This is a genomic window from Shimia isoporae, from assembly GCF_004346865.1.
GTDB classification, from domain to species: domain Bacteria; phylum Pseudomonadota; class Alphaproteobacteria; order Rhodobacterales; family Rhodobacteraceae; genus Shimia; species Shimia isoporae.
In genome coordinates this window covers 90,462-102,936 of record NZ_SMGR01000006.1, presented here as the reverse complement: position 1 = coordinate 102,936, position 12,475 = coordinate 90,462, and the positions used below count along the sequence as shown (strand labels likewise).

Sequence of the window (12,475 nt, the reverse complement as noted above, 5' to 3'; positions counted from 1 at the left end):
TGTTTCCGAGTCTGCAAGCGCTTTTTCACGCAGTTTGGTGAAAGTTCGATGACAGCTTCAAAAGAGCTAGCGTGCAATCCCGTCAAACACGTCGATGGGCCGCCCCTCAAGCATTGTTTCCATTGCGAAATAGCCCGTGACAGTGTCCAGTTCGAACCCCGTTGTCAGGCGTTGATAGACCGCGTCGTATCCGGACATGCCCGTTGTCACGATCTTGAGCATATAATCCCAATCCCCGCCGATACGGTGCATTTCAACAACCTGCGGTATCAATGCGACGTGTTTGCGAAATGCATCCGCCCATTCCATCGAGTGATTGCGGGTCCGCACCATAACAAAAACCGTCAAGTCCAGCCCAAGCTGTTTTGCATCGATGTGCATGTGACTGCCCTGCAGAACTCCGCTTTCTTCGAGCCGCTTGAGGCGGCGCCACAAGGCATTTTGCGAAAGGCCGACCTGCTCACCAAGAGCACGCTGGCTCAGTGAAGCATCCTTTTGCAACTCGTCGAGAATTCGGCGATCAATGTTGTCAATTTTGGCTGTCATGAAGATCAAATGACACAAAAACGGCGAAAATACCATATCAAATGGTGAAGTTCCCCCACCTCGTTCCCCCTAATTTTATTTCACCACTTGGGAACAGCCACAAAACGTGGCGAATAGGAACTGGGAATACCGATGTCGCACTCACATGACGCTTTTGAGTCTTTTGCTGCCACGCTGGAAGGCGCGCTGCCTTCCGCCAGAAGCGCCCTGTATGACGGGCTCATCGGATCGCAAACCCAGATTGAGGGTCCGTTCGGTCCGCGACCGCTCATTTATGCAGACTATGTCGCCTCCGGTCGGGCCCTCCGCCAAGTGGAAACGTTTGTCATGGAGGAAGTCCTGCCCTTCTATGCCAACACGCACACCAAGGCGTCTTACTGCGGCGCACGGATGACAGAACTCCGTGAAGGCGCACGCACCAAGATCGGACAGCTTTGCGGGGCCAACAAAGACGAACACGCTGTGATCTTTTCGGGCAGCGGCGCAACGCAGGGCATCAACCAATTGCTGCATCTGTGGAAGGTTGGGGTTGGCGATACCGTGCTGGTAGGGCCATACGAGCATCACTCCAACCTGCTTCCATGGCGGGAAAGCGGCGCGCTGGTTGTGGAAATCCCCGAAGGCAAAGAGGCAGGTCCAGACATTGACGCGCTTCGGTCGGAGATAAAGAAATTCACGCAGCGTGGACGCGTTTTTGTCGCAATGAGCGCGGCCGCCAACGTGACCGGAGTGACATCAAACGTGGCCGAGGTTACCCGCGTGGCAAAAGAGGGCGGCGCACAGATACTCTGGGATTATGCGGGCGGCGGACCTTACCTAAAAATGTCGATGCAGCCCGAGCTGGATGCCCAAGTCGATGCGATCGTTTTCTCCGCGCACAAGTTCGTCGGCGGGCCTGCCGCGAGCGGTGTGCTTATCGTGCGGCGTGACAGCGTACGCTGTGATGTTCCCTACCGCCCCGGCGGTGGAACAGTCGCCTTTGTCAACGCGCATCGGCATGACTATGTCGCGGGGCTGGAACAACGCGAAGAAGGTGGAACACCAAACGTGATCGGCGACATCCGCGCAGCTCTGGCCTTGATCGTTAAAGAGGTCATAGGTCAGGACTATTTGAACATGCGCAACGCGGAGCTAACCGCCAAGGCCTTCGCGGCATGGAGCAACAACAAACATGTCAAACTTCTGGCGGCTGACAGGCCCGAGCGTTTGCCGATCCTTTCTTTTGTGCCACTCGACGACACAGGCAACCGCATCGACCACAATGCTTTCACCACGGCGCTCTCAGAGCGTTACGGCATTCAAGCCCGCGGCGGCTGCTCTTGCGCGGGGCCATACGTCCATCATCTGTTGGCAATTGCTGATGCAGACAGCCGGCGTATCCGCGACAATATTGTCCTCGGCGACAGTTCGGAGAAACCCGGTTTCGTACGCTTGAACCTGAGTGTTCTGATGGACGAAGAAACAGTCGAATATATTCTGACCGCTGTTGCCGAGCTTGCAGAAAATTGGGGCCGGCTGGACGAGGCCGCCGCCTAGAGGGTGGTATTGCGGTAGCGGAAAGCTCCGCTGCCGCGCGCGATAATCTCACCGGTTTCGTCGGAGATCGTGCCTTCCGCGAAGAACGTGCGCTGCCCGCCTCCGGTCCGATGGCCTTCTGCAATCATACCTTTGCCCTTTGGGCGGCTAAGGAAATTTGTGGTCAGGCTAAGCGTAAGTGCCAGCTTTTTGTGATCCGGCGTTCCAGTGTAGCAGCCTGCAAATCCCATCACGGTATCAAGCAACGTGGCATAGATCCCACCGTGCGGAATGCCCGCGCGGTTCATCAAATGCGGCGCTATGGGCAATTCGAGACGCGCAAAATCCGTATCCCAGTGGGTGAGCTGAAAGCCAAGGTGCTTTTGTAGCTCATACGGAGCTTCGTTCAGGCTCGGGTCCAACGGGGCGTGGGTCATTTGCATCACTTTCCGGCTGTTTTGCCCAGCGCCGCCTAGCGCATTGCGCCGGCGACGAGCGCCCCGATCAGAGGCGCTCTTGCGGCTTTACATCAAACGGCACTGAGGCCACCGTCAATGGCGATGGCCTGGCCGGTCATGAAACTGTTTTCCGGTGCGTTGATCCAGAGCATCGCCTGCACCACTTCCTCCGGCTTTGAGACCCGCCCCATGGGTACACGGCTTGCAATGTGGGTAAAGGCGTCTTCGCGGGACAAACCGGAGCGGCCGCCTACGATCTCCGCCATTTCCTCAACCATGGGTGTCGCAGAAAACGACGGACATAGGGCATTCACCCGGATCCCACGTTTGGCGTTCTCATCTGCGACAGCCTTGGTCATGCCGACGACGGCGTGCTTGGCGGCCGCATAAAGCGACAGGTGCCCTGCCCCCATGAGACCGGCGGCCGATGCAGTGTTGAGAATTGCGCCCTGCCCGTGTTCCTGCATCAACGGGATCTGGTACTTCATGCAAAGGAACACACCCTTGGCATTAACATCCATCATCAGGTCGAAGTCTTCTGTCGTCAGATAGTGCATAGGGCGCACGTCATGACCGATACCGGCGTTGTTGATGCCAACGTGAATGGTCCCGAAAGCCTTGGCGATGTTGTCCACATGAGTCTTGACCTGAGCTTCGTCTGCCACGTTGACCACATCTGCAACGACTTCGAAACCCTGAGCCCGAAGCCCGTCCGCAACCTCATTCAGCTTGTCGCCATTCACGTCCGAAAGACCGAGCTTCGCGCCTTCGTCAGCAAAACGCTGCGCCGCCATTGCGCCGAAACCACTTGCAGCGCCGGTGATCATCACCACCTTGTCTTGATACATTTTATCCACGTTTCGCGGCCTCCAGTCCCGCCATTGCAAACATCGGCACAAATCCCCCCAGACGCTTCGCCCGTTCGGGGTCGGACGCATTCCCATCCAAAGCGCGCTTTTTGACGCCCTGAATAATCCCCGCCATGCGGAAGAAGCAGAAAGCGAGGTAGAAGCCAAATTTCTCGATCCCCGGCAGCCCCATGCGTTGGCAATAAGCTGCGATGAACTCTTCATCCGACGGCAGGCCAAGTGCGGCGCGGTCAACACCTGCGAGACCACGGCCCTCGTTGCCCGGTGGCATTTGCCACTGCATGATCACGGCGGCCAGATCTGCATACGGGTGGCCAATGGTCGACAATTCCCAATCGAGCACCGCGACAACGTTTTCGCCATCCTTGGAGAACAGCATGTTGTCGATCCTGTAGTCGCCATGCACCAAAGTACGCTTGCCATCATCTTCGGGGATGTTGGCGTTGAGCCACTCGGCAAGTTCGTCCATCTGGGGCACGCTCTCGGTTTCGGACGCGCGGTATTGCTTGGTCCATCGGCCGACCTGACGTTCGAAATAATTCCCTTGAGGCCCGTAGTTGGACAGCCCAACCTCTTCGATATCAACTGAATGGATCGCGGCCAGAACACGTCCCATTTCGTCAATGACCCTTGCGCGCTGTTCGTTTGTAAGATCCTTGAGCCGCGGATCGTCAAAGTTGCGCCCGTCCACGAAGTCCATGACATAGAAATCGGAACCAATCACATCGGAGTCTTCGCAAAGGAGATGCATGCGCGCTACGGGCACATCTGTCTCTGCCAGTGCCTTCTGAACGCGGAATTCGCGGTCAACAGCGTGCGCGGACTTGAGCAAAACGCCTGGAGGTTTCCGGCGCAGAACATATTGTCCGGAAGGAGCATCCAGCCGGAAGGTCGGATTGGATTGCCCGACGTTAAATTTTGTTGCCTGCGAAGGGCCTTCATACCCTTCAAGGTTTTCCGACAACCAGCGGTCTACTGCCGCTGTATCAAGCGTGGTTGCGTCCATTTAGTCCTCCCTTGCCCACCCTATACGTGCAGGCGGCACAGCCCGATGGGGGCGCGCCAAATTTCTCAGCTGTATGTCAGCATGTCTTCTTCGTTTGACGCATCAATATGCGGCGTTTCATTGAATCCGTTGAGCCAAGTCTGACCCTTCGCTAGCACAAACCGCGCCACGGCGCAGTTCTTGACCTGGAGTTGAAGCAGGATCATCTGTTCAGCAGGCGCACCCATTACATCCGCAACCGTGCGGCCGATGGCACCTCCCGAACTGACCGCGATAGGGGTTGCTGCCCCCGAAGCTGCGACGATTTCCCGGGCCTCGCGTACGCGCTGAGTAAAGGCGGCGAATGTCTCTGGCGGGTTGTCGATTTCGTCGTTCTGCCATTCCAGAACCGTGTCACGCAGGATGCGGAAATGGGTTTTGCGGTCATCATGAAGTCCGGCCGGTTTGTCGTCTCTGCTGGCGTAGCGGGCTTCCAGCAGCCCGCCGAAATCGAACTCGTTCCACCCCGGCACAACGACAGGATCAAGCCCCGTTTGGAGAGCGCTTTCGATGCCCTCCCAGGTTTGCCGATGACGTTTCTGCGCGCCAATAAACACAGCATCCGGAGACACGCCCTGCCGCTTTAGAGCTGCCCCCAGTGCGGCGGACTGACGATGACCGAGGTCTGACAGATTGTCATAGTCGGCCGCGCCGAAGCTGGCTTGCGCATGACGCACAAGATGGAACATCTGGCTCATTTCATGCGGTCCTGAAGGCGTTCCCAAGCCGCAATGTATTCGCGTTCCAGCCGGTCAACGAGCGCGGAGGTCGGACCGACCTCTTTCACGGCGCCAATCCCTTGGCCGGACCCCCAGATCGTTTTCCAAGCCTTGGGTTTTTCGCGGTCGTTCCCGAAATTCATCGTTGAAACATCGCCCGCTGGCAGGTTGTCGGGGTCCATGCCTGCATTTTTCACTGACCCCTTCAGATAGTTGCCCCAAACACCGGTAAACAGCGATGAGTAAACGATGTCGTCTGCCCCACTGCCCACGATCATATCTTTGTAGCCCTGTACCGCGTTTGCCTCCTCGGTCGCGATGAACGGAGACCCGATATAAGCGAGATCAGCGCCCATGGCCTGCGCGGCGAGAATCGAGTCGCCGGTGCCAATGGAACCCGACAAAAGCAGCGGGCCATCAAACCATTCGCGAATTTCCGAGATCAGCGCCAGAGGGCTTTGCGGGCCCGCGTGACCGCCAGCGCCAGCGGCTACGGCGATGAGGCCGTCTGCGCCCTTTTCGATCGCCTTCTTCGCGAAGAAATTATTGATGATGTCGTGCAGGGCGATCCCCCCGCAATCATGCGCCGCATCGTTGACTTCCTTGCGCGCGCCAAGCGAGGTGATCCAGATCGGAACTTCGTGCTTATGACATAGCTCAATGTCACGCTCGAGACGCGTGTTGGACCGGTGCACGATCTGGTTCACTGCGAAAGGTGCCGCAGGTGTGTCAGGGTTCTCCTGATTGTGGCGGTCCAGTTCTTCGCGGATTTGCGTAAGCCACGTGTCGAGAAGTGGGTGCTCTCCTTCGCCTTCGCGTGCGTTCAGCGCAGGGAAGCTGCCAATGATGCCAGCCTTACACTGGGCGATAACCAGAGCGGGCACCGAAATGATGAACAAAGGCGATGCGACCGCGGGGATGCGCAGTCCTTGCAGGGCCTTGGGCAGATGGCTGTCACCAGACATGAATAACTCCTGTTGTTGTTAGGCAGGATAAGGCCGTTTGTCGGTCACTCAAGCAAGCGAATGGCAAAGTAACATGACGTCACATGACGTGGTGTCGTCACATCCCGACGTCCAAGACCCGAGGCCTGGCACTCATTGCACGACGGGACGGGCTTCCAGAAAGCGGCGAATACGGGCGGCGACATCTGCGGCTCGCTGATGCAAGATCCAGTGATCGGCGTTTTCGATTTCCTCGATGGTGAGATCATCGCAATAAGCCTCGAGCCCCTCATAGCTTTCCGGCAAAAGAGCGCTGTCGTTCATCCCCCAGATCAGCAGATGCGGCATCGATACACGCAGCGCCTCTTTTGGCAGGTCCGGTAGGTCTTCAGGCGGGATAGGCTCGCCAGGTTTGGCAAGCTTGAGTGGTGAGGCGCGATACCAGTTCAGCATCGCCCGCACACCGTCGACATCTCCCCACGCCTTTCGATATGCGTCGCGACGCGCGGGAGTCATCCAGCCCATATCCATGTGTTTGTTGAAAATATCGAAGATTGCCGCGTGCTCGTCCCTGACCAGTTCATGTTCTTTACCTTCTGCGCGCAAGTCCGAAATATACTGACTGGCCTCGGTTTGACGCCCGCCTGCGGCCATTGCCCGCTGGAATGGACCGGGATGAACGCCATTCGCGATGACAAGGTGTGAGACCAGTTCCGGAAATCGGAAGGCGAGCCCGTAGGCCACCGCAGATCCCCAATCGTGCCCGACAACCACTGCGGTTCTATCCGAACTGTAGTGCGCGATAACCTCCGCTGCGTCAGACAAAAGTGCCGGCAGCACATAGTCTTTTACGTTCTGAGGTTTCCAACTTGCACCAAACCCACGCTGGTCCGGTGCGACGCACAGAAACTCCTCTGCCAAGTGAGGCATCAAGTCTTCATATGCAGCTGAATATTCGGGAAAACCGTGCAGGAACAACATCAACGGCTGGCCTGCCTCACCGGCCACCAACACGTTGAAGCGGTGGCCGGAGAGGATAAGTGTTTCTTGCCGCATGCGCCCTAGCTGGCATCCGGCAGCTTGTGATCGCCAAATTGTTTGCGAAGTGTCAGCTTGGACACTTTGCCCGTCGCCGTCAGCGGCAACTCATCGACAAACACCACGTCATCCGGCAATTGCCACGTCGCAAAATGTTCTTTCAGCATGTCCATCAGTTCGCTGATTTCGGGCTTTCCGTCTGCCGACGGCACCACAATCATCAATGGACGCTCGTCCCATTTCGGGTGCGGCACTGCGATTACTGCGCAATTGGCCACTTTCGGATGGCCCATGACCGTATTTTCGAGATCAAGCGAAGAAATCCATTCGCCGCCGGACTTGATCAGGTCCTTGGCGCGGTCCGTGATCGTGAGGTATCCGTGGCTATCGATGGTCGCAACGTCGCCGGTACCAAACCAGCCCTCTGCGTCAAACGCAGTTTTGTTGGCTTCCTCATTTTTGAAGTAGCCCGAAGTGATAGCGTTGCCGCGCACATAGAGTTCGCCTGCCGCCTCGCCATTGTGAGGCAGGCGGTTGCCGTCCTCATCAACAATTTTCAGGTCGACGCCAAAGACGCGACGGCCCTGCTTGGATTTGATTGCAACGCGTTCACTCAGGACGTGATGCTCCAGATGCACTGGCAAATTGCCCTGAGTACCGATCGGGCTCATCTCGGTCATGCCCCAAGCGTGACAGACATTGACGTCGTCTTCTTCAAAGAACTTGATCATCGATGCCGGTGCCGCCGAACCGCCCACAACCATATCTCCAAGTCCGTCTGGCATGCGGCCCTGCTTCTGGATTTCACCCTGCAAACCAAGCCAAACCGTCGGCACGCCCCATGCCGAATAAACTTTCTCGTTGTCCATGAGGCGGAAAAGGCTTTCGCCGTCCAATGCTCCGCCCGGGAAAATCAGCGAGGCGCCGGTTAGCGGTGCGGCATAGGGAAGACCCCATGCGTTCACGTGAAAGAGCGGCACGACAGGCAGAATGCGGCGGCCGGGCTGCAAAGCCTTTGGCAATGAAAGACCCACCATCATGGCGTGCAACACAGTAGAGCGATGGGTGTATAGCGTCCCCTTGGGGTTGCCCGTGGTTCCCGACGTGTAGCACAGACCAGCGGCCGTATCTTCGGGGAAATCCGGCCAATCAAAACTCTCTGGCTGGCCCTCAAGCAGTTCTTCGTAGCAGAGGTAGTCACCGTCGGGCATATGCGCGCGATCGGTCATTACCACCACTTTGAGGCCCGACGGCCACTGGGCCCGCAATGCGTCTACAAGCGGAACGAATGTTGTGTCCACAAACAGCATTGTATCGTCGGCATGGTTGACGATGTAGGTCATCTGCTCCGCCGAGAGGCGTGGGTTGATTGTATGGCAAACGCCGCCTGCACCGGAAATGGCGTAATAAAGCTCTAGATGGCGGTAGCCGTTCCACGCAAGCGTCGCGATCCGATCGCCGGTCTGCATGCCTTGCGCCTTGAGCGCGTGCGCGAGCTTTGCGACCCGCAGAGCAGTATCGGCATAGGTCTGGCGGTGAATATCGCCTTCGGTGCGGACCGAAACGACTTCGCCGGACGGGTGAATTTCCGCCGCATAGCTAAGGATGTCCGCTATCTTGAGCGGACGCATCATCATGGAGCCTTGCATCACTGGCCCTCCCTGCCAAAGTGAATCGAGTGAACTGCAGCCTATGCGGGACAAAGCAAAAATCAAAAGCACAAATGGGTCATGCCGCAGCGTCGCAGGGCCTGAGACTTTGGTCGCATAGCCTCCTGGTTCTGTGCCTTATTGCACAAGTTCCGTTTTCAAACGCGAATTGCGCACATATCGACCGCGCCCTAACTTGAGGACAAGCGAACAGATCTTCGAAAGGAGAAACTCATGTCGATAAGACCTGTTTTGGAAACGCGTAAAGCCGTCCCTGCTATGGAGGGTGCCGGCGTTCATCTTCACAGAGCATTCGGATTTCGCGATCCGGAGGAGCTTGATCCGTTTCTGATGATGGATCATTTCCGCAACGACGATCCACGCATGTACGAAGCCGGTTTCCCTTGGCACCCGCACCGGGGAATCGAAACCATCACTTACGTGATCGATGGCGCGGTTGAACATCAGGACAGCCTCGGCAATACCGGAAACCTGAAATCCGGCGACGTGCAGTGGATGACCGCAGGGCGCGGTATTCTGCATCAGGAAATGCCTACCGCGGACGCAAACGGCGTAAACCATGGCTTTCAGCTTTGGGCCAACCTGCCGCGCGACCTGAAAATGACCGACCCCCGCTATCAGGATGTGGAAGGCAAGGAGATCCCCGAGATCATCGAAGATGACGGTACCCGCGTGCGCGTGATCATCGGCGACTTTTGGGGCCGCACCGGCCCGGTGGATGGAATCGCAGCCGACCCGATGTTTCTTGACATCACTGTGCCGGCAGGCGTGAAGAAAACATTTCCGGTGGACACGCGACGTCGTGCCTTCGCCTATGTCTTTGAAGGGGCTGGTGCATTTGCAGACGCCAGCCAACCAACCGGCATTCTACTGGAAAAGGAAGTTGCCGGACAGGAAGTCAATATCCGTGACCTAAGCGGCGACCGGACCCTTGTACGTTTTGGCAATGGCGACGAAGTGACTGTGCAAGCTGGCGAAGAAGGCGTGCGCTTTCTTCTGATCTCGGGACAGCCCATACAGGAGCCGGTCGCATGGCACGGTCCGATTGTGATGAACACTCAGGCCGAATTGCAGCAAGCCTTCACCGAGTTGCGGAACGGGACGTTCATCAAGCCGGCCCATTAAAAAGCCTCCAGAGGCGCGGAGCAAAACTGCTCTGCGCCTTTCTTGCATATCCAGCGAAAAGTCCCAGTGACGTTAAGCGCCGACGGACTTGCGCACCATATCCCAGTAAATCTGCTCAACTTCCTCGAGCGAAAGGCGGCCACCTTCGCGAAACCACGTGTTGACGCCAGTCAGCATTGCGATCACCGCCATCGTCGCCAATTTCGGATCTGCAACTTTGAAGACACCTTCCGAGACCCCCGCGCGCAGAATATTTTCCAACTGGTCTTCATAAGTCCGACGCAGTTTTTCAATGGCTTCGAAGTTTTCCGGTTCCAGATTGCGCAGTTCCATATAGGCGATGAAGACCTCTTCGGGCCTTTCGGAGTGGAACCGAATGTGAAATCTGGTAAACGTTTCAAGGGCTTCCAGCGGGCTTGCCGTTTCCGGAAGCTTATCACGGGACGACAGAAGATCGCTCATGTGGGTTTGCATCAAGTCAAACAACAAGCTCTGCTTGTCCGGCGTGTAGTTATACAATGCACCGGCTTGAACACCGACCTCCCGCGCGATTTGGCGCATCGAAACCGCGGCAAACCCGTGCTGCGCAAAAAGAGACAGGGCTGCCGCGCGGACACGCGGGCCGGTGATGTCGGAGTGAGAGCCAGTCGTTCGAGCCATACAACAGAGCTAACTGAACGTACGTTCTTTTAAAACCCGTCTCGTGACAGCCTGTCTGGCCTGTCGCTCTATTGCCGCACACCCACTGCTGGTTCATAAAGGGCAAAATCAAGACCGCAGGCCAGAATGCACCGCTTTATACCCAGATCTCTTGTTTGGACCGTCCTATGCGGGGCGCTGGCCGGTTGCGGGCAGTTTCCGGATGCTGTCAAGGAAGTGGACGACGACATTACTGACGCGGTCTACCCGAAAATCCTGCCGAATGCGGTGGCTCTGGTGACCCAACCGCCAAGGCTGGATGAAAACAGTGATGACGTTCTGGAAGCCCGAGAACGCAGGCTGCGCCGCCGTGCGGCCGCCTTGAAGCAATAGCCCAATGGCTCGCGTTGCACCGTCCTTCCGAACCCGCTAAACGGCTTTGAGCAGATAAACCTTTTGAGGAGACTTCGTCGATGACCACTTCCCCGCGCCCGCCTTTGCGTCTTGGGATCGCAGGACTTGGCACCGTTGGTGTCGGCGTTGTCAAAATCGTGCGCCAAAAGGCCGATCTTCTGGCAGCTCGAACTGGTCGCGCAATCGAGATCACGGCAGTCTCGGCACGGTCACGGGACAAGGATCGCGGTGTGGCATTGACCGGTTATGCCTGGGAAGACGAACCCGTCGCGTTGGCCAAGCGGGATGACGTGGACGTATTTGTGGAGTTGATGGGAGGCGAGGAAGGCCCGGCGAAGGACGCGATCGAAGCGGCCATTGCCCGAGGAAAAGACGTTGTAACCGCCAACAAGGCGCTTTTGGCGCACCACGGTCAGGCACTGGCGGAAGCTGCGGAAGCCAATAACGCCGTAATCCGCTTCGAAGCGGCGGTCGCTGGCGGCATTCCGGTGATCAAGTCCCTGACAGAAGGCCTTGCCGGCAACGAAATCAGCCGCGTAATGGGCGTGATGAACGGCACCTGCAATTATATTCTCACCCGCATGCAGGACGCGGGTCTCCCCTATGACGAGGTGTTCGCGGAAGCCGACGCGCTCGGGTATCTGGAAGCTGACCCCAATCTGGATGTTGGCGGGATCGATGCAGGACACAAGCTGTCGCTGCTGTCGTCCATCGCCTTTGGCACACGCGTGGATTTCGACGGTGTCGCGCTTGAAGGCATTCAGCGTATTTCAATCGAAGACATCCACCAGGCCGCCGAGTTGGGTTACAAAATCAAGCTTTTGGGGGTGACCGCTTTGACTGGTCGTGGCCTTGAACAGCGGATGTCTCCCTGCCTTGTGCCTGCAGACAGTCCGCTTGGCCAACTCAAAGGCGGAACAAACATGGTGGTGATCGAAGGCGATGCCGTTGAACAGGTTGTGCTACGTGGCCCCGGTGCTGGCGAAGGCCCAACGGCAAGCGCTGTGATGGGAGACGTGTGTGACATTGCACGCGATATTCGGGTTTCGACGTTCGGCATTCCAGCCGCTCAACTGACCAAAGCGAAAAGCGCGCAGTCCAACTCCCCCGCACCTTTCTATCTGCGCCTCGCGCTTGAAGACAAACCAGGTGCAATGGCAAAGATTGCCACTGCATTGGGCGACAATGGCATCAGCATCGACCGCATGCGACAGACACGACATGACGACACACATGCGCCGGTTCTGATTGTCACCCATAAGACCCAACGCAGCGCCTTGGATCAGGCCATTTCCGCCATGCGTGATACGGGCGTGATGGCGTCCGATCCGGTCGCGCTACGCATCGAAACCGTCTGACTGCTCCCACAGTTGCTTATGCGAAAAGCCGGTAAAGCTCTTCTTTCAAGGGCTTTTCCGAAGCCGTGCGTGTGCCGGATTCAATAATGTGTTAACCTACGACCAATTTTAGAAGGCGCGTTAGCGCGCGATAAT

General features: G+C 57.2%; 13 protein-coding genes. 4 read left to right on the top strand and 9 right to left on the bottom strand.

Annotated features, from left to right (window positions below):
* Nucleotides 1-66: 66 nt before the first annotated feature.
* Entirely contained in the window at nt 67-546 is a 480-nt protein-coding gene (locus BXY66_RS19875) for an Lrp/AsnC family transcriptional regulator (protein ID WP_132862162.1), read from the bottom strand.
* A gap of 132 nt (nt 547-678) precedes the next feature.
* Between BXY66_RS19875 and BXY66_RS19870 the strand changes: the two genes are divergently transcribed.
* Nucleotides 679-2,082, top strand: coding sequence for an aminotransferase class V-fold PLP-dependent enzyme (locus BXY66_RS19870; protein ID WP_132862161.1), 1,404 nt, complete (start codon nt 679-681; stop codon nt 2,080-2,082).
* On the opposite strand, the gene BXY66_RS19865 is transcribed toward BXY66_RS19870, so the two are convergent.
* From BXY66_RS19865 to BXY66_RS19835, 7 genes are all read right to left on the bottom strand, one after another.
* Nucleotides 2,079-2,498: a PaaI family thioesterase gene (locus BXY66_RS19865; RefSeq protein WP_132862160.1), complete on the bottom strand. Its 420-nt coding sequence runs from the start codon at nt 2,496-2,498 to the stop codon at nt 2,079-2,081. The two genes, BXY66_RS19870 and BXY66_RS19865, sit on opposite strands and share 4 nt — an antisense overlap.
* A gap of 92 nt (nt 2,499-2,590) precedes the next feature.
* Nucleotides 2,591-3,367, bottom strand: a complete 777-nt coding sequence (locus BXY66_RS19860) for an SDR family NAD(P)-dependent oxidoreductase (protein WP_132862159.1) — start codon at nt 3,365-3,367, stop codon at nt 2,591-2,593.
* Between the two features lies 1 nt (nt 3,368).
* On the bottom strand, nt 3,369-4,394 hold the full coding sequence (locus tag BXY66_RS19855; RefSeq protein WP_132862158.1) for a phosphotransferase family protein: 1,026 nt from the start codon (nt 4,392-4,394) through the stop codon (nt 3,369-3,371).
* Between the two features lie 65 nt (nt 4,395-4,459).
* Entirely contained in the window at nt 4,460-5,131 is a 672-nt protein-coding gene (locus tag BXY66_RS19850; protein ID WP_243694445.1) for a histidine phosphatase family protein, read from the bottom strand.
* Complete coding sequence (locus BXY66_RS19845; RefSeq protein WP_132862157.1) at nt 5,128-6,117, bottom strand: NAD(P)H-dependent flavin oxidoreductase; 990 nt, start codon at nt 6,115-6,117, stop codon at nt 5,128-5,130. The genes BXY66_RS19850 and BXY66_RS19845 overlap by 4 nt, the downstream gene beginning before the upstream one ends.
* A gap of 132 nt (nt 6,118-6,249) precedes the next feature.
* Nucleotides 6,250-7,152, bottom strand: a complete 903-nt coding sequence (locus BXY66_RS19840) for an alpha/beta fold hydrolase (protein ID WP_132862156.1) — start codon at nt 7,150-7,152, stop codon at nt 6,250-6,252.
* A 5-nt stretch (nt 7,153-7,157) separates the two neighbouring features.
* Nucleotides 7,158-8,783: a long-chain fatty acid--CoA ligase gene (locus BXY66_RS19835; protein WP_132862155.1), complete on the bottom strand. Its 1,626-nt coding sequence runs from the start codon at nt 8,781-8,783 to the stop codon at nt 7,158-7,160.
* 234 nt (nt 8,784-9,017) lie between these two features.
* Between BXY66_RS19835 and BXY66_RS19830 the strand changes: the two genes are divergently transcribed.
* Entirely contained in the window at nt 9,018-9,929 is a 912-nt protein-coding gene (locus BXY66_RS19830; protein WP_132862154.1) for a pirin family protein, read from the top strand.
* 72 nt (nt 9,930-10,001) lie between these two features.
* Here BXY66_RS19830 and BXY66_RS19825 read toward each other — a convergent pair whose 3' ends face one another.
* A complete protein-coding gene (locus BXY66_RS19825; protein ID WP_132862153.1) occupies nt 10,002-10,589 on the bottom strand; it encodes a TetR/AcrR family transcriptional regulator in 588 nt (195 codons plus the stop codon).
* A 126-nt stretch (nt 10,590-10,715) separates the two neighbouring features.
* On the opposite strand from BXY66_RS19825, the gene BXY66_RS19820 reads away from it, so the two are divergent.
* Nucleotides 10,716-10,961, top strand: a complete 246-nt coding sequence (locus tag BXY66_RS19820; protein ID WP_132862152.1) for a hypothetical protein — start codon at nt 10,716-10,718, stop codon at nt 10,959-10,961.
* Nucleotides 10,962-11,041: 80 nt separating this feature from the next.
* Nucleotides 11,042-12,340, top strand: a complete 1,299-nt coding sequence (locus tag BXY66_RS19815) for a homoserine dehydrogenase (RefSeq protein ID WP_132862151.1) — start codon at nt 11,042-11,044, stop codon at nt 12,338-12,340.
* Nucleotides 12,341-12,475: the final 135 nt, after the last annotated feature.

What these genes read in the sequence shown, in the direction of transcription:
- BXY66_RS19875 (WP_132862162.1), bottom strand. Translation starts at nt 546, where the DNA reads ATGACAGCCAAAATTGACAACATTGATCGCCGAATTCTCGACGAGTTG.
- BXY66_RS19870 (WP_132862161.1), top strand. Translation starts at nt 679, where the DNA reads ATGTCGCACTCACATGACGCTTTTGAGTCTTTTGCTGCCACGCTGGAA.
- BXY66_RS19865 (WP_132862160.1), bottom strand. Translation starts at nt 2,498, where the DNA reads ATGACCCACGCCCCGTTGGACCCGAGCCTGAACGAAGCTCCGTATGAG.
- BXY66_RS19860 (WP_132862159.1), bottom strand. Translation starts at nt 3,367, where the DNA reads ATGTATCAAGACAAGGTGGTGATGATCACCGGCGCTGCAAGTGGTTTC.
- BXY66_RS19855 (WP_132862158.1), bottom strand. Translation starts at nt 4,394, where the DNA reads ATGGACGCAACCACGCTTGATACAGCGGCAGTAGACCGCTGGTTGTCG.
- BXY66_RS19850 (WP_243694445.1), bottom strand. Translation starts at nt 5,131, where the DNA reads ATGAGCCAGATGTTCCATCTTGTGCGTCATGCGCAAGCCAGCTTCGGC.
- BXY66_RS19845 (WP_132862157.1), bottom strand. Translation starts at nt 6,117, where the DNA reads ATGTCTGGTGACAGCCATCTGCCCAAGGCCCTGCAAGGACTGCGCATC.
- BXY66_RS19840 (WP_132862156.1), bottom strand. Translation starts at nt 7,152, where the DNA reads ATGCGGCAAGAAACACTTATCCTCTCCGGCCACCGCTTCAACGTGTTG.
- BXY66_RS19835 (WP_132862155.1), bottom strand. Translation starts at nt 8,783, where the DNA reads ATGCAAGGCTCCATGATGATGCGTCCGCTCAAGATAGCGGACATCCTT.
- BXY66_RS19830 (WP_132862154.1), top strand. Translation starts at nt 9,018, where the DNA reads ATGTCGATAAGACCTGTTTTGGAAACGCGTAAAGCCGTCCCTGCTATG.
- BXY66_RS19825 (WP_132862153.1), bottom strand. Translation starts at nt 10,589, where the DNA reads ATGGCTCGAACGACTGGCTCTCACTCCGACATCACCGGCCCGCGTGTC.
- BXY66_RS19820 (WP_132862152.1), top strand. Translation starts at nt 10,716, where the DNA reads ATGCACCGCTTTATACCCAGATCTCTTGTTTGGACCGTCCTATGCGGG.
- BXY66_RS19815 (WP_132862151.1), top strand. Translation starts at nt 11,042, where the DNA reads ATGACCACTTCCCCGCGCCCGCCTTTGCGTCTTGGGATCGCAGGACTT.